19 protein-coding genes and 1 pseudogene are annotated in these 20,401 nt (G+C 66.5%); 6 read left to right on the forward strand and 14 right to left on the reverse strand.

Features of this window, described 5'->3' with window-relative positions; all coding sequences use genetic code 11:
* Positions 1-52 precede the first annotated feature (52 nt).
* The gene (locus tag I1A62_RS26735) at positions 53-1,687 is read right to left on the reverse strand and encodes a methane monooxygenase (RefSeq protein ID WP_072942602.1); all 1,635 of its coding nucleotides are present in this window, start codon (positions 1,685-1,687) and stop codon (positions 53-55) included.
* A gap of 426 nt (positions 1,688-2,113) precedes the next feature.
* Here I1A62_RS26735 and I1A62_RS26740 point away from each other — a divergent pair, with 426 nt between their 5' ends.
* Positions 2,114-3,571 carry a catalase gene (locus tag I1A62_RS26740; protein WP_219455294.1) on the forward strand — a complete coding sequence of 486 codons (1,458 nt, stop codon included), beginning with the start codon at positions 2,114-2,116 and terminating at the stop codon, positions 3,569-3,571.
* Positions 3,572-3,717: 146 nt separating this feature from the next.
* On the opposite strand, the gene dmpG is transcribed toward I1A62_RS26740, so the two are convergent.
* Genes dmpG through I1A62_RS26755 form a run of 3 tightly spaced genes read right to left on the reverse strand, consistent with a single transcriptional unit; the run spans position 3,718 to position 6,525 of the window.
* Positions 3,718-4,749, reverse strand: a complete 1,032-nt coding sequence (dmpG, locus tag I1A62_RS26745; protein WP_219455296.1) for a 4-hydroxy-2-oxovalerate aldolase — start codon at positions 4,747-4,749, stop codon at positions 3,718-3,720.
* Positions 4,746-5,714: an acetaldehyde dehydrogenase (acetylating) gene (locus tag I1A62_RS26750; RefSeq protein WP_219455298.1), complete on the reverse strand. Its 969-nt coding sequence runs from the start codon at positions 5,712-5,714 to the stop codon at positions 4,746-4,748. Before I1A62_RS26750 ends, dmpG begins: the two co-directional genes overlap by 4 nt.
* A 1-nt stretch (position 5,715) precedes the next feature.
* Complete coding sequence (locus tag I1A62_RS26755) at positions 5,716-6,525, reverse strand: 2-keto-4-pentenoate hydratase (RefSeq protein WP_219455300.1); 810 nt, start codon at positions 6,523-6,525, stop codon at positions 5,716-5,718.
* A gap of 132 nt (positions 6,526-6,657) precedes the next feature.
* Between I1A62_RS26755 and I1A62_RS26760 the strand changes: the two genes are divergently transcribed.
* A complete protein-coding gene (locus tag I1A62_RS26760; RefSeq protein WP_219455302.1) occupies positions 6,658-7,452 on the forward strand; it encodes an IclR family transcriptional regulator in 795 nt (264 codons plus the stop codon).
* 13 nt (positions 7,453-7,465) lie between these two features.
* Here the strand turns inward: I1A62_RS26760 and I1A62_RS26765 are convergent, their stop codons facing one another.
* From I1A62_RS26765 to I1A62_RS26780, 4 genes are read right to left on the reverse strand one after another with little or no spacing between them, the layout of a single operon-like run.
* Positions 7,466-8,581 (reverse strand): amidohydrolase family protein, encoded by a 1,116-nt coding sequence (locus I1A62_RS26765; RefSeq protein ID WP_219455304.1) that lies wholly within the window; start codon positions 8,579-8,581, stop codon positions 7,466-7,468.
* A gap of 40 nt (positions 8,582-8,621) precedes the next feature.
* Complete coding sequence (locus I1A62_RS26770; protein WP_124392413.1) at positions 8,622-9,638, reverse strand: VOC family protein; 1,017 nt, start codon at positions 9,636-9,638, stop codon at positions 8,622-8,624.
* A 16-nt stretch (positions 9,639-9,654) separates the two neighbouring features.
* A complete protein-coding gene (locus I1A62_RS26775) occupies positions 9,655-10,509 on the reverse strand; it encodes an alpha/beta fold hydrolase (protein ID WP_257890547.1) in 855 nt (284 codons plus the stop codon).
* Positions 10,510-10,513: 4 nt separating this feature from the next.
* Positions 10,514-12,100, reverse strand: coding sequence for a bifunctional 3-(3-hydroxy-phenyl)propionate/3-hydroxycinnamic acid hydroxylase (locus I1A62_RS26780; protein ID WP_219455306.1), 1,587 nt, complete (start codon positions 12,098-12,100; stop codon positions 10,514-10,516).
* Between the two features lie 149 nt (positions 12,101-12,249).
* Here I1A62_RS26780 and I1A62_RS26785 point away from each other — a divergent pair, with 149 nt between their 5' ends.
* Both I1A62_RS26785 and I1A62_RS26790 read left to right on the forward strand, forming a co-directional pair.
* Complete coding sequence (locus tag I1A62_RS26785; RefSeq protein WP_124392411.1) at positions 12,250-12,876, forward strand: TetR/AcrR family transcriptional regulator; 627 nt, start codon at positions 12,250-12,252, stop codon at positions 12,874-12,876.
* 67 nt (positions 12,877-12,943) lie between these two features.
* Entirely contained in the window at positions 12,944-13,906 is a 963-nt protein-coding gene (locus I1A62_RS26790; RefSeq protein WP_124392410.1) for an amidohydrolase family protein, read from the forward strand.
* 19 nt (positions 13,907-13,925) lie between these two features.
* Here the strand turns inward: I1A62_RS26790 and I1A62_RS26795 are convergent, their stop codons facing one another.
* The 4 genes from I1A62_RS26795 to I1A62_RS26810 all read right to left on the reverse strand — a co-directional run bounded on the left by I1A62_RS26795 (position 13,926) and on the right by I1A62_RS26810 (position 16,905).
* Positions 13,926-14,555 (reverse strand): alpha/beta fold hydrolase, encoded by a 630-nt coding sequence (locus I1A62_RS26795; protein WP_192581870.1) that lies wholly within the window; start codon positions 14,553-14,555, stop codon positions 13,926-13,928.
* Positions 14,556-14,584: 29 nt separating this feature from the next.
* Positions 14,585-15,229 (reverse strand): dihydrofolate reductase family protein, encoded by a 645-nt coding sequence (locus I1A62_RS26800; RefSeq protein WP_219455307.1) that lies wholly within the window; start codon positions 15,227-15,229, stop codon positions 14,585-14,587.
* An 87-nt stretch (positions 15,230-15,316) separates the two neighbouring features.
* Complete coding sequence (locus tag I1A62_RS26805; protein WP_219455309.1) at positions 15,317-16,150, reverse strand: aldo/keto reductase; 834 nt, start codon at positions 16,148-16,150, stop codon at positions 15,317-15,319.
* Positions 16,147-16,905 (reverse strand): SDR family NAD(P)-dependent oxidoreductase, encoded by a 759-nt coding sequence (locus I1A62_RS26810; protein WP_219455311.1) that lies wholly within the window; start codon positions 16,903-16,905, stop codon positions 16,147-16,149. The genes I1A62_RS26805 and I1A62_RS26810 overlap by 4 nt, the downstream gene beginning before the upstream one ends.
* A gap of 167 nt (positions 16,906-17,072) precedes the next feature.
* Here I1A62_RS26810 and I1A62_RS26815 point away from each other — a divergent pair, with 167 nt between their 5' ends.
* Together I1A62_RS26815 and I1A62_RS26820 are read left to right on the forward strand one after the other, a co-directional pair.
* The gene (locus tag I1A62_RS26815) at positions 17,073-18,230 is read left to right on the forward strand and encodes a dihydrodipicolinate synthase family protein (RefSeq protein ID WP_219455313.1); all 1,158 of its coding nucleotides are present in this window, start codon (positions 17,073-17,075) and stop codon (positions 18,228-18,230) included.
* Between the two features lies 1 nt (position 18,231).
* A complete protein-coding gene (locus tag I1A62_RS26820) occupies positions 18,232-19,035 on the forward strand; it encodes a sugar phosphate isomerase/epimerase (RefSeq protein WP_219455315.1) in 804 nt (267 codons plus the stop codon).
* A 23-nt stretch (positions 19,036-19,058) separates the two neighbouring features.
* On the opposite strand, the gene I1A62_RS46545 is transcribed toward I1A62_RS26820, so the two are convergent.
* Both I1A62_RS46545 and I1A62_RS26825 read right to left on the reverse strand, forming a co-directional pair.
* On the reverse strand, positions 19,059-19,187 hold the full coding sequence (locus I1A62_RS46545; RefSeq protein ID WP_257890548.1) for a hypothetical protein: 129 nt from the start codon (positions 19,185-19,187) through the stop codon (positions 19,059-19,061).
* Positions 19,188-19,201: 14 nt separating this feature from the next.
* Positions 19,202-20,363, reverse strand: a pseudogene (locus I1A62_RS26825) (globin domain-containing protein).
* Between the last annotated feature and the right edge of the window lie 38 nt (positions 20,364-20,401).

Below are 20,401 nucleotides of genomic sequence, written 5' to 3' on the forward strand. Positions count from 1 at the left end.
GAAGCGGTGGGTGGCGCCGGAAGTGGCCGCGGCGCCACCCACCGAGCCTGGATCAGGCAGGAACGGTGCTGCCTGCGCGATAGGCGGCGATGTGAGCGTCGCGTTCGGCGTCGGACATCTGGTTCAAGAGCACGTTCGGGCTCTGGAAGGTGTTGCCCCGCACGTCGTCGAGGGTCCACAGCTTCTTCGGGTCGTCCAGATCGAGGTGCGGCTGACCGACGAGGGTCTTGCCGTCGTCGCGGACGTAACCGAGATCGGAGACGATGTCCGCGAGGTCCTTACCGTGATGCAGGGTCTCCCATTCACGGAAGCCGGTGAGTCGTCCCATGTTCGGGGTCGGCTTACCCTGGTATTCCTCACGGAATGCGACGGCGTCGGTCCAGTAGCAGGTCTCCGAGCAGTAGGTCCGCCACTGGTTGTCCACCTTCTCGACGACCATGTCTTCGCGGATGAGCGCGGGCACCATGCAGGTCCAGCACCGGTGCGGATACTGGTACCCGACCTCTTCGAACGCGATCGGCTTGTTGCGACCGGGGTAGGCGAGCCGGTTGTACTCCTCCCACCACTTGCCGTACTTCGAGTACCAGCCCGGGTACTTGTGCTCGAACCACTCGAAGTCCTTGTCGGTCATGGCATCGATCCGCCAGTAGTTGACCGGCCAACCGGTGGCGAAGAACCGGGCCACCTCGTGGACGTAACCCTTGTCCGTGATGCGCTTCCACGCCTCTTCGACCAAGTCGTGCGGAATCGTCAGACCGTACTTCTCGAGCGGGATGAGATAGCTGCGGTAGTAGTCGTCGTAGATCCAGCGACGCCACATCTCGGCGTAGCTCTCGCGGTCCTTGCGGCGGTCCTTGGTGCCGTATTCGATGAACGTGCCGATTGCGGCGTCGACGACGCAGTGGTTGTTCCACCATGCGTACCGCAGATCGCGTTCGAGCAGTGGGCGATTCCGCTCGTCGGCGAGGGCCATCAGCAGGATCGAGTAGCCGTTGGAGATGTGCCGCGACTCGTCGGACTGTACCGAGTGGAAGACGGTCGGCAACAGGTAGTCACCGTTGGCGGCGGCTTCGTCGGGCATGGCGACGAACAGGGTGTTCGTGAACGCGGTCTCGGCGACCACGGTCAGATAGATGTTGGCCGAGGTGATCGCGTCACCGGTGATGAATCCTTCGCCGAACTGCCGGCCAATGGTACCCGCGTAATTGTTCGCGAACGCCTTCTCCGTCATGTCGAACCCGGCCGGGTCGATGTAGTTGTTCATGTACAGCTTCTTGAGGTTCATCTGAATCGTCGAGTGACGAACCTCGTCGATCATCTGCACCGCGAGCCCGTTGTGGATCTCCGGGTTGGGCACGGCGTCGATGGCCATCGGCATCGCTCGAGCGGCCGAGATCTCGGGGAACGGAATGATCGACAGGAACAGCTTCTGCCATTCGAGCCACCGTTGCTGCACCTGGCGGAACATGTTGCCGCGGATGGCACCGTCCATGGCGCCGTACACACGGTTGTCCTTCTCCTCCTCCATCGGGAAGTAGGACCGCATGATCTGCTTGAGAGGATCCTTCTTCGGAGCCTTCTCGAAGGTGTAGTCGGTGCCGAACCGGGTGGCCGGGGTTGCGAATGTCGGATCCCAGGACAGTTCGGTGATCTTCGCGTGGGCCTTTGTCAGGCTTTGCCTACTCAATGTGCGCCTCCTGGATCAAGAGCCGGCCGGGTGCCGGCTGTGGGGGACGTTGTGCGATTGATTCAACCGTGTGACCCAGCTCTCGACCGTCTCAGTGTGAGACGACTGTCACATCCAGGCGTGCGCTCCGCGCCCGTGAGTACTTATTAACCGCCCGTGGTTAACAAGTACTCACGGGTGGGCGGGGCCGGTACAGCTCCCTGCGGCACCAGCACCGCGGTGCCGCGATCGGCGTCAGCGCCGGATCCGAGGGGTTGCGTAACACGAGTTTGCACGACCTGGTCAGACCGTCCGGAAAGATCCGTTGAACGTGACTTTTGACGGCCGTGGGATGTCAAATTGAGACACCATCGCGCTCGATCCTGAGGGATGCTCTCGCCGAACCGCATTCACCCGACCAGCCCGGGTGACAGACAGGAGAAATCGATGACCAACCCCAACGGACTCACCACCGTCGCCGGTGCACCGGTACCCGACAACCAGAACAGTCTCACCGCCGGCGCACGCGGTCCGATGCTCTTGCAGGACGTCTGGTTCCTCGAGAAACTCGCGCACTTCGACCGCGAAGTCATCCCCGAACGCCGGATGCACGCCAAAGGGTCCGCCGCCTTCGGCACCTTCCGCGTCACCCACGACATCACCGCGCACACCAGTGCCGACGTCTTCTCCGAAGTCGGCAAACAGACCGAAATCTTCCTGCGATTCTCCACCGTCGCGGGCGAGCGCGGCGCCGCCGACGCCGAACGCGACATCCGCGGATTCGCCGTCCGCTTCTACACCGCACAGGGCAACTGGGACGTCGTCGGCAACAACACCCCCGTCTTCTTCTTCCGCGACCCCCTCAAGTTCCCCGACCTCAACCACGCGGTCAAGCGCGACCCGAAGTCCAACCTTCGCTCTGCGCAGAACAACTGGGACTTCTGGACCAATCTCCCCGAGGCCCTGCACCAGATCACCATCGTGATGTCCGACCGCGGCATCCCCGACGGCTACCGGCACATGCACGGATTCGGCTCACACACCTACTCGTTCGTCAACGACGCCGGGGAACGCTCCTGGGTGAAATTCCATTTCCGCACCCAGCAGGGCATCAAGAACCTCACCGACGAAGAAGCCGCCGTCGTCGTCGCCGACGACCGCGAGTCGGCGCAGCGCGACCTCTTCAACGCGATCGAGGAGGGCAACTACCCGAAGTGGACACTCTCCGTTCAGATCATGCCCGAAGCCGACGCCCAGACGTACCGCTACCATCCCTTCGACCTCACCAAGGTGTGGTCGAAGAACGACTACCCCCTCATCGAGGTCGGTGAACTCGAACTGAACCGCAACCCGGAGAACTACCACGCCGACGTCGAACAGGCGGCGTTCTCCCCGGCGAACATCGTTCCCGGCATCGGATTCTCCCCGGACCGCATGCTCCAAGGCCGACTGTTCTCGTACGGCGACGCCGCCCGCTACCGCCTCGGCGTCAACCACCACCAGATCCCGGTCAACTGCCCGAGAGGCGCGACGCACGTCAATTCCTTCCATCGTGACGGTGCCATGCGAGTGGACGGCAACCAGGGCAGCATCCCAAGTATCGAACCCAATTCCCACGGCCGGTTCGCCGACCAGCGCAGCTACGCCGAGCCGCCGCTCGGAGTGGGTGCCGTCGCCGACCGGTTCGACTATCGGGCAGACGACGACAACTACTTCGAACAGCCCGGCAACCTCTTCCGCAGCATGAACGCCGAGCAGCAGACCGTGCTGTTCGAGAACACCGCTCGCGCCATAACCGGGGCATCGGTTGCCGTCATCGAACGCCACATCGCCAACTGCACCCAGGCCGATCCCGCCTACGGCGAAGGTGTGCGCAAGGCCTGTGAGGCGCTCGGCGCCTTGTAGATCGAGCACCTGCCAACAGACCGGCGGCGCGCCTGCCACGACTCTGGACTGGGAACAGGGTCCGCGCGTCGCCTGCGGGCGTGCCGTTCACCACGCGGCGGAGGTGGTGGGCGGCACGCCATGCGCTCCGCGCCCGTGAGTACTTGTTAACCGCCCGACGTTAACAAGTGCTCACGGGTGCGAAGCACATCGAGGGCGATGTCGGTGATCATGTCTTCCTGCCCGCCGACGAGGCCGCGGTTGCCGACTTCTTGGAGGATGGTGCGCACGTCGAGACCGTACTGGCGAGCGGCGGTTTCGGCGTGCCGGAGGAAGCTGGAGTAGACGCCGGCGTAGCCGAGGGTGAGGGTTTCCCGGTCCACGCGCACGGGCCGGTCCTGCAGGGGCCGGACGAGGTCGTCGGCGGCGTCCTGCAGCGCGAACAGGTCGGACCCGTGCTGCCAGTCGTGGAGGTTGGCGACGGCGATGAACGCCTCGATCGGGCAGTTGCCGGCGCCGGCGCCGTGCCCGGCGAGGGAGGCGTCGACGCGGGTGACGCCTTCTTCGACGGCGACGACGCTGTTCGCGACGGACAGCGACAGGTTTTCGTGGGCGTGGATCCCGATCTGGGTGCCGGGGTCGAGGATGTCGCGGTAGGCGCGGACCCGGTCGCGGACCCCGTTCATGGTGAGCCGGCCACCGGAGTCGGTGACGTACACGCAGTGCGCCCCATACGATTCCATCAACTTCGCCTGCTTCGCGAGGTTGTCGGCTGGGGTCATGTGGCTCATCATCAGGAACCCGGAGACGTCCATGCCGAGATCGCGGGCCTTGGTGATGTGCTGGGCGGCGACGTCGGCCTCGGTGCAGTGGGTGGCGATCCGAATCGATCGAACCCCGAGCTTGTGGGCCTGTTCGAGTTCGGCGATGGTGCCGATACCGGGCAGCAGCAGGGTCGTCAGGGTGGCGTGGGTGAGGTTGTCGGCGGCGGCCTCGATCCACTCCCAGTCGGTGTTCGAGCCGGGCCCGTAGTTGAGGGAGCCGCCGGCGAGACCGTCGCCGTGCGCGACCTCGATGGCGTCGACCCCGGCGGCGTCGAGAGCGGCGACGATCCGGCCGACGTCGGTGGGGGTGATGCGGTGCCGGACGGCGTGCATGCCGTCACGCAGGGTGACGTCCTGGATGTAGAGCTTGGTCATGGTGCGACCTCCGCGGGGATCGTGTTCTGGATGCGTCGGGCGATGGATTCCGCGGTGCGCAGTGCGGCGGAGGTCATGATGTCGAGGTTGCCGGCGTAGGCGGGCAGGTAGTGGGCGGCGCCCTCGACTTCGAGGAACACCGACACCTTGGTGGTGACCGGTCCGGCGCCGTCGGGGAGCAGGGTGTGGACGGGTTCGCCGTCGGGGATCGGGGTGAACTGGACGTCCTGCTTGAGCCGGTACCCGGGGACGTACTCGGCGACGCGGGCGGCCATCTCGGTGATCGAGGCGCGGATGGCGTCGTGGTCGGCGTCGCCGATGAGGGCGAGGACGGTGTCGCGCATCAGCAGGGGTGGTTCGGCGGGGTTGAGGACGATGATCGCCTTGCCGCGGGCCGCGCCGCCGACCTGTTCGATGGCGTGCGACGTGGTTTCGGTGAATTCGTCGATGTTGGCGCGGGTGCCGGGGCCGGCGGACTTCGACGCGATGGACGCGACGATCTCGGCGTAGGCGACCGGGGTGACGGCGGAGATGGCGGCGACCATGGGGATGGTGGCCTGCCCGCCGCAGGTGACCATGTTGACGTTGTCGACGTCCCCGTCGAGGTGCTGCTCGAGGTTGACCGGCGGCACCACGTACGGGCCGATCGCGGCCGGGGTGAGGTCCACCAGCTTCTTGCCGTAGGGGGCGAGGGCGGCGGCGTTGGCCCGGTGGGCGCCGGCGGAGGTGGCGTCGAAGACGATGTCGATGTCGGCGAAGTTGTCGAGGGCGATCAGGCCCTGGACGCCGTCGGCGGTGGTCGGGACGTTCAGGCGGGCGGCGCGGGCGAGGCCGTCGGAGTTCGGGTCGATGCCGACCATCGCGCCCACCTCGAGGATGTCGGAGTTGCGCAGGACCTTGATCATCAGGTCGGTGCCGATGTTGCCGGAGCCGATGATCGCAACCTTGGTCTTAGTTTCGGTCATGTCACTGTTCCTTCGAGAATGTGGCGGTCACGGTGCCGAGGGAGGACAGTTCGGCGCGGACGGTGGTGCCGGGTGGGGTGGGGACCATGGGGCCGAGGGCGCCGGAGAGGATGACCTGCCCTGCGCGGAGCGGTTGCCCGTAGTCGCGGGCGGTGCGGGCGAGCCAGGCCAGGGCTGCGAGGGGGTCGCCGAGGCAGGCGGCGCCGGTGCCCTCGGAGACCAGTTCGTCGCCTGAGTGCAGCTGCATCACGACGTCGCGGGGTTCGAATTCGTCCAGGGTGAGCCAGGTTTCGCCGAGGACGTATAACCCGGAGGAGCCGTTGTCGGCGACGGTGTCGGTGATGGTGATGTCCCAGTCCGCGATCCGGGAGTCGACGATCTCCAACGCGGCGGCGGCGCGGGCCACAGCGGCGCGGATCTGGGCGTCGTCGAGGTCGCCGTCGATCAGGTCGGCGCCGAGCACGAACGCGATCTCGGCCTCGGCCTTCGGCTGCAGCAACCGGGCACTGGGCACCTCGGGCAGGGCGGTGACGTCCATGTCGGCGAACAGCACCCCGAAGTCCGGTTGGTCCACTCCCAACTGCTGCTGTACGGCGGGGGAGGTCAACCCGATCTTGCGGCCGGTGACCGTTCCCCCGGCAGCGAGACGCCGGTCGGTCAGCAGTTGCTGCACCGCATACGCCGCGCCGATGTCGGTGGTCCCGAGCAGGTCCCGCACGGGCGCACACGGTCGTGCGGTTGCGGCCGTGAGCCGCTCCGCGGCGGTCTGGATCGACGAATTCGGTTGGGAATCAACTACGGGGGCGGCCATCAGTTACCTCGCAATGTGGCATTTCGGCACCGGGATCGGGCCGGTCGGTCATGGGTTCGGAGTCTGTCGTTCTTGTGACGTGGTGTCCGTCGTTGCTTGTACTGTGCCGGGCCGAATAGGGATACTCAACGAATGAGTCCCGTAGAACGGAACACTTCTTCGGCGGGTGACGAGCCGACGTCCGTGGTCCGGCGGATATCGGATCTGCTCGCGGCGTTCGGACCCACCGACACGGCGCTGGGTGTCAACGAGCTGACCCGGCGCACCGGGATCCCGAAGGCGACGGTGTCGCGGTTGGTGAAGGAGATGGAAGGCGTCGGGTTTCTCGAGCGCAGCGGCGTCAAGGTAGGGCTCGGACTGCGGCTGTTCGAACTCGGGGAGCGGGCGTCGCGGCGACGTTCGGTCCGTGAGGTGGCGCTGCCGTTCCTCGCCGACCTGCGGGAAGCGACGCGGCAGACGGTGCACCTGGCGATCCTCGACGGGGCCGAGGTGGTGTACGTCGAGATCCTCCCGGGGCGGGATGCGCCGTGGCTGCCGTCCGGCGTGGGTGGGCGTCTCCCCGCACACGCGACGGGGGTGGGCAAGGCTCTGCTCGCGGGATCACCGCCCGCGGCGTTCGAGGCCGTGGTCGCGGCCGGGCTGTCGCGGGTGGGTCCGCGCACCATCACCGCGCCCGGGGCGCTGGTGCGTCAGTTGAGGCGGATCGCGTCGACCGGCATCGCCTACGAGCACGAGGAGTCGGCGCCCGGCGTCGCGTGTGTCGCCAGCGCCGTCCGCGTCGGCGACGGTCCGCCGGTGGCCGCCGTCTCGGCGTCCGGGTGGATCGGCAAGGTCGACATCCGGCGCGTCGGGCCCGCCGTGCACACCACCGCACTGAGCATCACGCGCGCGCTGACCGAGATCGGGGATCGAAGTATCCGTCGATGATGCGACCGCTTCATCACGCCAGAGCGGACGCGAGTCGCGGTAGTTCCCGCAACGCGTTGTCACGTTCGATCCGTAGGCGGTCTGCGGAATCGAACGTGTCACCGAGTTCGGGTTGCGGGTCACCGGATCCGGTCAGGGTCGTTGCACTGAACGGCCAGTCACTGCCGAAGACGATGCGCTCCTTCCGCCCTACCGCGAGCACGCTGCGCATGGCGGAGGGCGCGGGACTGAGCGCCGTGTCGTAGTAGAAATCGTTGACATGCCGTCCAACGTCGAGGAACGACGGCCGGGGAATGCCGTCCGGCCACATGTCTCCGAGTGGTAACTGCGACGCGATGCCGATGCGGTGAGCGAGGAACGGGAGCGCTCCGCCGGCGTGGGCGAGTTGGAATCGGATCCGCGGATAGCGGGCCAGGGCGCCGCCCGCGATGAGCAGGGTGGCGGCACGCGTGGTGTCGAAGGTGAACTCCTCGAGGAAGTCGGGAAGCGGGAGTTCGGGTTTGGCATCTGCGGGAATGGCGGCGGGATGGACGAAGACGTACGCGGATCGTGCGTCGAGTGCAAGCATGAGCGGTTCGAAGCGAGGGTCGCCGAGGTAGACACCGTCGTAGGCGGACAGCAGCACGACGCCGTCGAGGTGCAGCACGTCGAGCGCGTGCTCGAGTTCGCGGATCGCCGAGCCGATGTCGTGCACAGGTAGGACCGCGAGCCCGCCGAATCGGTTGGGGTGTGAACGGAAGAGGTCGGCGGCATACGTGTTGCAGTATCGTGCCATATCGGTTGCGTCCGCCCCGGCCAGGAACTCGACACCGGGGTCGGAGATCGAAAGCGCCTGAGCCTGAATACCGTACCGGTCCATGAAGTCGACCGCCGATTCCGGCGACCAGTCCGGTGTCGGATAGCCGCCGATGGTGAGGTGCCCGTGCGTCAGCAGCGCCGCCCGGTACTCGGGTGGCAGGAAGTGGGCGTGCATGTCGATGCGGTAGCGACCGGTAGGTGCCGGGCCTTGCCGACGAGCGAGCGGCCGCGCGGCTGCGGTGGGGGCAGAGAGGGCAGCTGCCGCGCCGGTCGCCGCGACGCCACCGAGAAGACTGCGGCGGCTGAGCGACAGCGATGCGTGATTGTTCACGGGGTTCCTTCGGGTCGAGGAGGCACAGCTGTGTTGGTGATCAGTTGTCGGGAATCCCGCGCCCGCTGACGGCCGGCACGGTGTCCTCGCGACGAGCCACCGACCTGGCCGCGACCGCGAATTGGGCGAGTTTGTCGACCACCGTCTGCCCGACGGGCGTGTGACCCCAGATGCTGATGCCGTGGTGTGTGGTGGGCTCCCAGGTGTTTTCGTCGACAACGATGGGGTTCCACCCGACCTCCCATTCGAATCCGGAGGGCGTTCGCGCGTAGTACGACAGTTCGCGGTCGTTGGTGTGCTGCCCGACACCGAGGGCCATGTCGAAGCCGAGTTCCCGCACGCGTTGGTAGGAGTTGGTCATGTCGTCGAGTTCGGCGACCTGAATGTTGAGGTGCTGCACGCGGGTGCGGATCGGGTTGACGGGCAGTTTCCGCACAGCGGCGATCGCCACGGAATGGTGGCGTTCGTTGACACGCAAAAATCGGATCTTGAGTTTGACGCCGCTGATGGTTTCGTCGATGTAGTCGGTGAGGCGGGCGTCGAAGACGGTGTTGTAGTACCCGCGCAGTTGGTGTGGTTTCTTCGAGGTGATCGCGACGTGGCCCATGCCGGCGTCGCCGGTGACGAAGCCGGCGCTGTGCATGTCGAGGGGCATCGGCCCGGTTCTGGCCACGGTGTAGATCTCCTGGGTCAGCCCGTTGGGGCCGGGAAACCGGAGCAGTCGCTCGACACCGCGCAGTGCTGCTTCTTCCGAGGTGCCTTCGACGACGGGAACGCCGTGTTCGGTTACCCGCGCGACGATCTGATCGACGGTGGCGTGGTCGTCGAGGTGCCAGCCCAGCGCGACGACGTCCTCGGCGGGACCGCGTTGCAGCAGGAACCGGCATTCGTTTGCGTCGAGCCGGAACCGCATCACGTCGGAGGTGAGATCGTCGAGGTGCATGCCGATCGCGTCCTTGCCGAAGCGGCGCCAGTCGGCGAACTTGTCGGTTTCGACGACGATGTAGCCGAGGTGGACGTTGCCGAACACCGAGGGTGGGGTGAGGGGGGTGCGCATGGTCGACCTCTCGTGCTCAGGATTCGAGGAAGCTGCGGGTGACGTCGTTGAACAGGTCGGCGCGTTCCCATTGCACCCAGTGCCCGGTCTCGGAGGTGATGATCAGGTCGCAGTGCGGCATGCGGTCGACGAGCATCTGACCGCCGCCGGGTTTGTTCACCTTGTCGCGTGCGCCCCACAGGACCAGGGTCGGGGTCTGCAGGGTGGACAGGCGCTTGTCGCGGGTGAAGTCCATGCGCCACAACATCTTCAGCGCAGATGGCCCGGATGGGCGGCGTAACGGTGGATTCGCGACTACCTCCGGGTCGATGCTCGACTGGTAGCGGTTGTCGATGACGTCGTCTGGTACGGCGCTGCCGTCGAAGACGAGATAGTCGCGGACGAAGGTGGCGAGTTTGTCGCGGGAGGGTCCGGTGCCGGTGTAGTACGAGAGGAGGCTCTGCAGGCCGGGGGTGGGCAGTCCCCGGGTGGTGCCGATGCCACCGGGGCCCATGAGGATCATCTTCTCGACCCGGTCGGGGGTGTCGAGGGTCAGTCGCAGGGCGCACGCGCCGCCGTAGGAGTTGCCGACGAGGTGTGCGGTGTCGATTCCCATCTCGTCGAGTAGGCCGCGGATCGAATCGGCAAGGTATCCGAACGGGTCGGTCTGGTCGACGCCCTTGGTGGAGCGGCCGTATCCGGGCAGGTCGGGGACGATCACACGGTAGTGCTGTGCGAGCGCGTCGATGTTGCGGGAGTAGTTCGACACCCCCGAGGCGCCGGGGCCGCCGCCGTGCAGCAGCACGACGGCCGGTCCGGTGCCGGTTTCGGCGACGAAGATGTCGTTGCCGCTCACCCGGTGGATGGTGCGTGTCATCGAGTCGATGCTCATGGGTCTATCCCTCACGGTGTGGTGGGCGAATGTGGCTCAGGGGGCGGATCGTCAGGCCGGCGGGCGGCGGTGGCAGGGCCTGGCCGTCGCCGGCGGCCGCGTAGACGAAGCCGTCCGGCCGAAGTGCGAGAACGGTGGTGTCCTTCTCCCGCATCCAGGCGAGCAGGAGTCCCTCGGTGTCGACCACTGTGTTCGACGTGGCAGCAGTCCCTGCCGGGATCACCTCAACGCAGGGGACACCCGCGGCAGTCCACGCGCCCCAGGCCTGCGCACGGCCTCGATGCACGATCACCCACTGCCCACCGATCACGTCGTCGAGGCGTGCCCGGTTCCCCGTCGCGTCGAGCACCCAGGGCTGCGGAATCTGCCATCCCAGCGCCGCGGTTCCCGAGGTAGCCAGGAAACCGCGCGGATACCGTGCATCGGGGATCCACCGCTTGTCGCGCAGCCGGTTCGAGAAGCCGGGAACCTTTGCCGCCGCGCGGAAGGAGTGGTTACGCAGAGCAGCGACAGGGGGTCGGCGTTCGGTGATGAGCCGACCGGTCTTGACGGCCCGTTTCGTCACCTCGCGCACGTGCGGCATTCGCTCCGTTTGATAGGAGTCGAGCACCGACTCCGGTAGCGAACCGGACAGCACGGCACCGAGCTTCCAGCAGAGGTTCGCGGCATCGCGGACACCCGCCGACATCCCCTGGCCGATCCACGGGGGCATGGCGTGGGCGGCGTCGCCCGCGAGAAAGACTCGGCCGGCTCGCCACCGGTCCGCGAAACGGACGTGGTGGCTGTACACCACGGCACGCAGGATCTTCACCTCGTCGGAGGAGATCCCCTGATTCTGCAACACTCGCCAGATCGCCGCATCGGTGACCAGTTGCTTCTCGTCTTCGCCCTCGCGGACGGGGAACTCCCAGCGGTGGTGGCCGAGTGGGGTGGGGCAGTCGACCGTCGGCCGGCCGGGATCGCAATGGAACCGCAGCCGGTCGTGGCCGTCCCATTCGTTGATCACCTCGGTGTCGATGACGACCCAGCGCTCGGCATAGGTTCTGCCCTCGTAGCCGATGCCCAGTTGGGTCCGGGTGGGGCTGGACCCGCCGTCGGCTGCGATGACGTAGGAGGCGCGGATTCGCTTGAACACATCCTGCCGCAGGTCGGCGAGCATGAGTTCGACATCGGTGCCGCTCTGCAGCACTCGCAGACATTCATGTTCGAGCAGCACCTCGACATTGGGGTAGCGGCCCATCCCGTCGCGGAGAACTTCTTCCACAGCCGGCTGGTAGAGGAACTGCTGCGGCGGGTGCCCCGACCCGCGGGAGACCGGCTTGATATCTATGAAGGAGCGACCTCCCGCGTCGACGAAGGCAACCGGCCTGCCGGCGAGCATGTCTGCCGACAGGCGATCCGCCAAGCCGGCCTGCTGCCAGATCCGCAGCACCTCCTCGTCGGTGGAGATCGCCCGCGCTCGCGCATAGATATCCGAATCGCGTTCGATGACTGCTACTTTCAGGCCCATCCGGCCGAGGAGATTGGCTGCGGTCACGCCGGTGGGTCCGTAGCCGATCACGGCGACGTCATAAGTCGGGTACTCGGTCACATCGAGACCTTTCGTGATGCGTGGGGGCTCTCGACTGACAACGACCGTCGGGCCGGAGTCGAAAGTGGGGGTTGTTCCCGTAGTGATCACTACAGTAAAGTTGGTCGAGGTGAGAGTCAACAGTCGATTCCGCAACCCGAGGAGGAGCAGTGGCCGACCCGAAGCCCCGCAAGCGCCGAGCCAACGGTGAGGAATCGCGCCGCAAGATCCTCGACGCGGCTGTGGAAGTTGCCAGCGAACGCGGCTACGACGGCACCAGCATCGCGCTGGTCAGCAAAAAGTGCGGACTGCCGGCGAGTTCGATCTACTGGCACTTCAAGGACAAGGACGACCTGATCGCGGCAGTCATCGAGCGCAGCTTCGGCACTTGGCTGACGGCATGGGTGATGCCGGACGGGGACACCGCCCGCGAACGGCTCGCGGCCATGTCGATGCAGGTCGCGAAGGCGTTGCTCGACTCACCGGACTTCATCCGCCTCGGCCTGATGCTCGCACTCGAACGCAGACCCACCGAGGCCAAGGCGCGCACCGTCTTCCTCGGAGTCCGCGACGAGGCGCAGCGGCGTATCGCGGACGTGATCCACGAATACCTCCCGAACCTGGCGGACGAGGAGGTCGGGCTGCTGACCACGTACACGATGGCGGCGGCGGACGGATTGTTCGTCGCCAAGGAGATCGGCGGCGACAGCGTCGACCTCATCCGATTGTTCGAACTGCACGCGCATCTCGTATATGACGCGGCAATTCGCCTGAGCACGCCCGGAGGAACACCTTGACCATCCGCGAAACCCGGATCACCGAAGCCGCAGCACTTCTCGATGAATACCGCCGGGAGGTCCAGGCATGAACGAGGAGCGCATCGACGTCCACCAGCACGTCCTGCCGCCCGAGTACGCGGCCTGGCTGACGAAGAAGGGGATCGGTGTCGCCGGCGGTATCGACCTCCCCGAGTGGAGCGCCGACGCCGCGCTCGAGGTGATGCGTGATTTCGGAATCTCTCGGGCGATCCTGTCGGTCTCGACCCCCGGGGTGCATCTCGGCGACGACGCCGAGGCACGCATCATGGCCCGAGTGGTCAACGACTACACCGCGCAGGTCGTCCGGGATCGCCCGGACCGGTTCGGTTTCTTCGCCACCCTCACGCTCCCCGACGTCGACGGGGCGATCGCCGAGGCCGAACACGCCCTGACCACGCTCGGCGCCGACGGGGTGGTGCTGATCGCCAACTCCCGGGGCCGGTACCTCGGGGATCCGGCCTTCGATCCGCTCATGGCCGACCTCGACCGGCACCGCGCCGTGGTCTTCGTCCACCCCGGCGAACTCCCCGGACCCGACGTCGACGGCATCCCCTCGTTCGCGATGGACTTTCTGCTCGACACAACCCGCGCCGCGTTCAACCTCGTCAAAAACGATGTGCCACGACGCTTTCCGAACATCTCGTTCATCCTGGCCCACGCCGGCGGGTTCCTGCCGTACGCGTCACACCGGATCTCGCTGGCGATGGTCGCAACCGGCGCGCGCGATCCCTTCGAGGCGTTGCAGGACTTCGCGGGCTTCTACTACGACACCGCACTGTCCGCCAGCCCCGCGGCCCTTCCGAGCCTGCTAAATTTCGCTGCCCCCGGCCATGTTCTCTACGGCAGCGACTGGCCGTTCGCACCCGCCGCCGCGGGCGCATACTTCAACAGCCACCTGGACAGCACCGCCACCCTCGACGACGCCACCCGGGCAGAAATCAACCACCTCAACGCCGACACGCTGTTCCCTCGACTCGGCGCCGAAGTGGATGCGGGCAAACCCGGGTGAGCTGGTCGATCGTCGATTCTCAGCCGGCCAGCCGCTCGAGGATCGCACCCATGGCCGCGTCGGCGTTTTCGCCGTCGAAGATGTTCTGCCCGTGGTCGGAGCCGGGCAGGAGGATCACGTCGTTGTTCTGGCCCGGTGAGTTGTCGGCTAATTGCTGCGACACGTCGGCGACGGGTTCGTCCTCACTGGCGATGAACAGCTTGGGCTCGTCGCCGAGGCCGTCGACGACCTTGTTGGGGGAGAGCAACACCAACTGGTGGGGGAGGCCGGGCTGCTGCGACGCCAGTTGCAGGATCGCGTCGGCGCCCGCGCTGCCGCCCATCAGCGCGACGTCCGCATGACCGTCGTCGTGGAGTTTCGCGACGGCGGCCGCGATCGACTCCGGCGAGATGTTCTCCACGGCGATGACAGTGGCGCCCTGATCGGCGATCGCCGTGGCCTGATCCTCCCAACTGGCGGCGTCGAAGACGGCACCGTGGGCCAGCACCACCCCGTAGTGGCCGTCGCCCCACTGCAGCGCGTCGTCGCCGCCGACCTCGATCCTGGTGCCGGTGGCGTCACCACCCGTCGACGGCGGGTCGTCATTGCCGGAGCAACCCGCGACGACCATCGCGAGCAGCGCCGACATCAGGACGAGTAGGGCCCTCATTCCTCAACCTTATCGAAGTGCGCCGCAGGTCACTTTCGCCAGAACAGGTGGTGGGTGACGCCGCTCGGGCTGGGCACGACGTCGCAGTGGAACCGGTCGAGCAGCTCGTCCGGAGATTCCCACAGTCGCGCCCCGGATCCGAGTTCGATCGGCGAAACCACCACGTGCAGGGTGTCGACGAGGTCGGCGTCGAGGAACTCACGGATGGTGGTGGCCCCGCCGCCGAGCCGGACGTCCTTACCCTGCGCCGCCTCCCGCGCCTGCTCGAGGACCGTGGCCGGATCGGTGTCGACGAAGTGGAACGTGGTGTCGGAGAGCGTGAACGACGGGCGGACGTGGTGGGTCAGCACGAATACCGGGGTGTGGAACGGGGGTTCGTCGCCCCACCAGCCGCGCCACTCGTGATCCTTCCAGGGCCCGCGTTGCGGACTGAACTTGTTACGGCCCATGATCTCGGCACCGATATTGCAGTCATAGTCGCGGATCAAGTAGTCGTCGAGGCCGCGGCTCCCGCCGGGGCCGGTGCGCATGTGCCAACTCGCCGTGGCACCCGCCCACGCGAACAGGACACCAGGGTCGGCGTGACCGAACGGCCTCTCGAAGCTCTGGCCGTCACCCGCACCGAACCCGTCTCGCGACACGTTGAAGTTCTGGACTCTCAGCAGCTGACTCACTCGGTTCCTCCTGCGCTCTCGACGATGGTAACGAGGAAGGGACTCCGGGGCGGGACAATCTCGTCAGCGCGAGGGCTGGGCCCTGGTTCAGTTGACGTCGTCGGGGTGGGGCCCCGTTCTCTCGTTCCGGTCCAGTGCGGAGATCTGCGCGACCTCGTCTGCATCGAGCGCGAAATCGAACACGTCGATGTTCGCGCGCATCCGTTCCGGCGAAGACGATTTCGGCAGGGGCACGGTGCCGCGTTGCAGATGCCACCGCAGCACGAGCTGAGCGAGGGACACGTCGTGCCGGCGTGCGAGTTCGGTGAGTACCGGATTCTCCTGCAACCGGCCACGGGCGAGCGGCGCCCACGCCTGGGTGTGGATGCCCAGACTCCGATGCAGTTCCACCATCGACTGCTGGGGAAGGAGTGGATGTATTTCGATCTGGTTCACCATCGGACGCACGGCGGCGACCTCGAGCAGCCGGTCCAGGTGATCGGCCTGGAAGTTCGAGACTCCGATCGCCCGGACCAGGCCGGCAGCGTGGAGCTGTTCGAGTGCCCGCCACGTGTCCAGGTACGTGCCACGAGCGGGGGCCGGCCAGTGGATCAGGCACAGGTCCACGTAATCCAGACCGAGGCGGGCGACGCTCTTCTCGACGGCGTCCAGGGTCGACTGGTAACCCTGGTCTTCGTTGGAGACCTTGGTGGTCACGAACAGTTCCTCGCGGGGCACACCGGAATCGGTCAGGGCGCGGCCGAGGGAGCGCTCGTTGCCGTACATCGGAGCGGTGTCGAAGGCCCGGTACCCGGCCGCCAGTGCGTGCCGGACGGTCGCGTCCGTGGCGTCGTCGGGGATCTGAAACACCCCGAATCCGATGGCGGGCATCACGACCCCGTTGCTCAGGGTGACCGACGGAATCGTCGTTGCCTCGGTCATGTGATCGAGTACCCGCCGTCGACGGGCAGCACGACGCCGGTGACGTAGCGGGCGGCGTCGGAGACGAGGAAGAGTACGACGTCGGCGACGTCGTCACCGTCGGCGAACCGCTGCAATGGAATCCGGCTCAGCTTCTGGGCGCGGAACTCCTCCTGGCCGAGAACTTCGGCGGTCATCGGGGTTTCGATGTAGCCCGGCGCGATCGTGTTCACGCGCACGCCCTGCGGCCCCAGTTCGACGGCCAGTCCCTTGCCGAGTTGAGTGAGCGCCGCCTTGGTCGCACCGTAGGGCACGATGCCTGGCACCGCGCGGTCGGCGGACAGTGAGGCGATGTTGACGACACTGCCGCCCGACGCGATCAGCGATTTCATCGCCTGCCGGGTCAACCGGTACACGGCCGACAGGTTCACGTCGACCAGCCGCTGCCAGCCGTCCTCCTCCACGTCGATCGCGGGCGTCCGCAGCTGGATGCCTGCCGCGTTGATCAGAATGTCGAGACTCCCGGCCACCTGCTGAGCGAGGTCGACGGCGGACGCACTGAAGGCCGGATCGGTGAGATCCCCGCACAGCCCGTGCCCGCCGATCCCGTCCATGACCTCGGTGATCTTCGGGTCGGCGTCGACGCCCACCACCACGACGCCCTGCGCCGCGAGCGCCCTGGCGATGGCGGATCCGATTCCTCCGGCCGCGCCGGTGACGATGGCGGCCTTGCCGCTCAGCGTCGTCACCCCCGGGACCTGTGTTGTTGCGCCCACGTCGTGGCTCCCTTCCGATGCCGCGCGGCGAGGTGACCATGGGGCCCTGCAACGCGTTAGAAAATGCTTTCATTCCGAAATCTGGTCCATATTTAACCTGGACCTCGATGTTCATCAGCGTATATGGTGGGTTTCAGTTCGGCAAGAAAACGATTTCAGGAGTTTGTATGGCCTCGATCGCCCTTCCCACCTCCGACGGTTCCACCCGCACACTCGCGTTCGGCGAGCCCGCCCGGCTGAACACTCGGTCCACGGCGCCGACCAGCAGGGCGGTGTACGCGGCCTCGCACGTGGTCGCCGATCAGCTACGCGCGTCCGCCGAGAACTCCGCGGACCAGATCGACTGGGACGCCACCCTGCAACTGCGCCACGACCTGTGGTCGCTGGGACTCGGGGTGGCCGAGTCGATGGACACCGCGCAGCGCGGTATGGGGCTCGACTGGGCCGGCGCGCGCGAACTCGCGGTCCGCACCCTCAACGACGCGAAGTCGGTCGGCGGCCGGGTCGTCGTCGGTGTCGCCACCGATCAACTGAAGACGGATTCGCCCACGCTGGAGGAGATCCGCGACGCCTACCTCGAGCAGATCGAGGCGATCGAATCCGCCGGCGGCGAGGTGGTGCTGATGGCCAGCAGGCACCTCGCCCGGGCGGCGAGCGGCCCCGACGACTACCTCTCCGTCTACGACGCGGTGCTGTCGGCCGCCACCCGGCCGGTCGTATTGCATTGGCTGGGTTCGGTATTCGATCCTGCACTCGACGGCTACTGGGGATTCTCCGATCCCACCGCGGCGATGGACACCGTCCTGCAGATCATCACCGCTCACCGCGAACGGGTGCGCGGCATCAAGGTGTCGCTGCTCGACCCGGCGCTCGAGATCGCCCTACGGCCTCGGATGCCCGACGGTGTGCGGGTGTTCACCGGCGACGACTACAACTACGTCGACCTGATCGCCGGCGACGGCACCCACACCAGCGACGCGCTCCTCGGGGCGTTCGCCGCGCTCGGCCCGTTCGCGTCCGCCGCGTTCGCCCGCCTCGACGACGGCGACGAGCAGGGCTTCCGGAACATCCTCGGCCCCACCGAAACCCTGAGCCGGCTACTGTTCGCCGCACCGACGCAGTACTACAAGGTCGGCGTGGCGTGGCTGGCGTACCTGGGCGGCAAGCAGGACCATTTCCGGATGATCGGCGGCTTCGAAACCGGCCGCAGCCTGACGCACCTCGCCGAACTGGTCCGCGCCGCCGACGCGATCGGCCTGTTCACCGATCCCGATTTCACCGCTGCACGCGCCTCGGCGTACTTCGCGGTGCACGGGATCCGCTGACATGGACCTCTCGCGGTGCAGCCTCAACTCCGTCACGATCAAGGGATCGGGATTCACGGAAGTCGCCGACCTCGCCGAGAAGTGGGGGTTCGGCGGCGTCGGCCTGTGGCGGGACGTGCTCGAGGACCTGGACCTGACCGCGGCGGCCACCCGGCTGCGGCAGTCGGGTCTGCGGGTCAGCAGCGTCTGCCGCGGCGGGATGTTCCCTCAACCGACCGAGCTGCTGCGACGAAAGACCATGGACGACAATCGGCTTGCCGTGGATCAAGCGCACGCCCTGAACGCGGACTGCCTCTACCTCGTGTGTGGCGCCGCATACGGTGACCTCGCCGACGCCCGCAGACAGGTCCGCGACGGCATCGCCGAACTCGAGCCCTACGCGCGAGCGGCCGGGGTGCGGCTCGCCGTCGAACCGATGCACCCGATGATGGCGTCGAGCCGATCCGTCATCACGTCGCTGCAGGAGGCGAACGACCTGGTCCAGTCCATCGACTCCGACCTGGTGGGGATCGGGATCGACTCGTACCACGTGTGGTGGGACGCGGCGCTGCCAGACCAGATCGCCCGGGCCGGCGACAAGCTGTTCTCCGTCCAGCTCGCCGACTGGGTGACCCCGATCCACGGTGAGTTGAGCAGCCGCGGCATGCCCGGCGAGGGCTGCATCGACATGACCGAATTCGTCGCCGAGTGCGAGCGCGCCGGCTATCGGGGACTCGTGGAGGTCGAAGTCCTCAGCGACCGGTGGTGGGCCGAGACCGCCCTCGTAGCCACCGAGGCCGCGGCCGAAGGCCTCGCGCGCATCTGAAGGGCCGAGCGTCGGTGTCGACGTCAGTTGATCGGAGCCGCGGAGGATTCGGAGGTCGACCCACTGGCGGCGGCATCGTCGAGGCAGATATAGCCACCATTTCGGGAGACGCCGGCCAGGACCAGCACCGCCTCGAGTAGGTATCTGAGCATCAGTCAGGACTATTTCAATACAGCGGGTCGTGGTGAATGTCGCGAGAATCGATGCCCGCGGCCATCAACCGGTACTTGGTGGTGCGGATCATGGACGGTGCGCCGACGACTTGGATGTCGTGGTCGGCCCAGTCCGCGTACTCGGCGACGACGCGTCCGATTTGGCCGGTGACTCGGTCGTGCATCCCCGCCGGAACCGTGGATATTCCCGGAAACCACCACGGATTGTCACGGTTCTCTGCGACGGGGACGACGGTGAGCCACGGACTCGTCCGAGACAGTGCCCACAGCACGTCAAGATCGTAGTGGTCGTAGGGGTAGGTACCACCCGACGAACAGATGAGTTCGTGGATTGTCACCGAGACGGGCCATATCCAACAGTTGTGCTCGCAATGGCGCTATCCCGGTTCCCTCGGCGACCATCAGTCGACTCCGCTCGGGGTTCTGCGACACGCCCAGGCCACCGAGCGGGGCGCCGAGCAACCAGGTGTCGCCGACGCGGGTTTCTCCGATGATCGCCGGGCTCACCCAGCCGCCGGATACTCGTCGCACATGGAACTCGACGATTCGGTCCGAGTTGGGTGGTGTCGCAAATGAGAAATAGCGCCACATCTTCGGGCGGCTGTGTATCTGTACGCTGACGTATTGGCCTGGAGCATAAGGCATCGGCTGGTCGAGTTGAAGTCGTACGATCGCCAGGTCATCGAGGACGCGGCGATGGTTGAGCACCGTGCCCACCCACGTCGGCGGTCCAGGCTCGCCGTGCGCGGCTTCCGTCATCGTGGTGACGATCAGTTCGACCGCACTACGCCAGGCGCGTTCGGTCTCATCGGTCCACAGTTCAGGACCGGCCAAGCCGGCCAGTGCGGTGACCAGTGCTTCGCCCACGACTTCGTAATGGTCATCGGAGATGTCGTACTTGCGGTGGTCACGTCCGAGCTGCGCGAGCAACGGCAGTACGGTCTCCGGTGAGTCGAGCCGCTCGACGACGTACCCGACAGCGCGCATCAGGCGGTCGCGTTGCGTGTCCATGGCCGCCGGAAAGTACTGGCGGATCTCGGGGCGGGCGGCGAACAGAATGGCATAGAAGGATTGCGCGAATGCGTTTTCGCCCCCGGGAGTCGCACCAATGGATTTGAAGCTCGATTTGACCAGTGAAGTCGTCAGAGGATCCACGATAATCGTTTCCTTAGTCTTTGTTGGATGCTGAACTC

Origin of the sequence: Rhodococcus sp. USK10, assembly GCF_019378875.1 — a bacterium.
Lineage (GTDB): Bacteria > Actinomycetota > Actinomycetes > Mycobacteriales > Mycobacteriaceae > Rhodococcus_F > Rhodococcus_F pseudokoreensis.

What these genes read in the sequence shown, in the direction of transcription:
- I1A62_RS26795 (WP_192581870.1), bottom strand. Translation starts at nt 14,555, where the DNA reads ATGAGGGCCCTACTCGTCCTGATGTCGGCGCTGCTCGCGATGGTCGTC.
- I1A62_RS26760 (WP_219455302.1), top strand. Translation starts at nt 6,658, where the DNA reads ATGAGTCCCGTAGAACGGAACACTTCTTCGGCGGGTGACGAGCCGACG.
- I1A62_RS46545 (WP_257890548.1), bottom strand. Translation starts at nt 19,187, where the DNA reads ATGCTCAGATACCTACTCGAGGCGGTGCTGGTCCTGGCCGGCGTCTCC.
- I1A62_RS26790 (WP_124392410.1), top strand. Translation starts at nt 12,944, where the DNA reads ATGAACGAGGAGCGCATCGACGTCCACCAGCACGTCCTGCCGCCCGAG.
- I1A62_RS26820 (WP_219455315.1), top strand. Translation starts at nt 18,232, where the DNA reads ATGGACCTCTCGCGGTGCAGCCTCAACTCCGTCACGATCAAGGGATCG.
- I1A62_RS26805 (WP_219455309.1), bottom strand. Translation starts at nt 16,150, where the DNA reads ATGACCGAGGCAACGACGATTCCGTCGGTCACCCTGAGCAACGGGGTC.
- I1A62_RS26755 (WP_219455300.1), bottom strand. Translation starts at nt 6,525, where the DNA reads ATGGCCGCCCCCGTAGTTGATTCCCAACCGAATTCGTCGATCCAGACC.
- I1A62_RS26750 (WP_219455298.1), bottom strand. Translation starts at nt 5,714, where the DNA reads ATGACCGAAACTAAGACCAAGGTTGCGATCATCGGCTCCGGCAACATC.
- I1A62_RS26775 (WP_257890547.1), bottom strand. Translation starts at nt 10,509, where the DNA reads ATGAGCATCGACTCGATGACACGCACCATCCACCGGGTGAGCGGCAAC.
- I1A62_RS26770 (WP_124392413.1), bottom strand. Translation starts at nt 9,638, where the DNA reads ATGCGCACCCCCCTCACCCCACCCTCGGTGTTCGGCAACGTCCACCTC.
- dmpG (WP_219455296.1), bottom strand. Translation starts at nt 4,749, where the DNA reads ATGACCAAGCTCTACATCCAGGACGTCACCCTGCGTGACGGCATGCAC.
- I1A62_RS26740 (WP_219455294.1), top strand. Translation starts at nt 2,114, where the DNA reads ATGACCAACCCCAACGGACTCACCACCGTCGCCGGTGCACCGGTACCC.
- I1A62_RS26815 (WP_219455313.1), top strand. Translation starts at nt 17,073, where the DNA reads ATGGCCTCGATCGCCCTTCCCACCTCCGACGGTTCCACCCGCACACTC.